This is a genomic window from Winogradskyella ouciana, from assembly GCF_009709615.1.
Taxonomy (GTDB): Bacteria; Bacteroidota; Bacteroidia; order Flavobacteriales; family Flavobacteriaceae; genus Winogradskyella; species Winogradskyella ouciana.
This window is the reverse complement of the sequence record NZ_WJYA01000057.1, coordinates 1-281: the sequence shown is the minus strand read 5'-3', so window position 1 is coordinate 281 and position 281 is coordinate 1. Positions and strand designations below refer to the sequence as shown.

The window sequence follows — 281 nt, the reverse complement described above, 5'->3', positions numbered from 1 at the left end:
TCGGAATTTCTGTTGAAGCATGGTCAGCTAGACGGAGTTATTGACCGTCATGATTTAAAAGAAACGTTAACAACTATTTTAGATATACACGTAGCAGGAGGTGACATCGAGTGGTAAGCGAATTAGAATTTGAACGTCCAATTGTCGAGTTGCGAAACAAGATTGCAGAGCTTAAAGAGTTTGCTAAAAACACAGAAGTGGATTTATCTAGCGAAATTGATAAGTTAGAAAATCGCTTAGAAAAAGTAGAAAACGATATTTACAATCATCTAAGCCCATGG

At 36.7% G+C, this 281-nt stretch carries 1 pseudogene; it reads left to right on the top strand.

Features of this window, described 5'->3' with window-relative positions:
• Window positions 1–110: 110 nt before the first annotated feature.
• Window positions 111–281: pseudogene (locus F1003_RS18580) on the top strand (hypothetical protein); the annotation flags it as partial.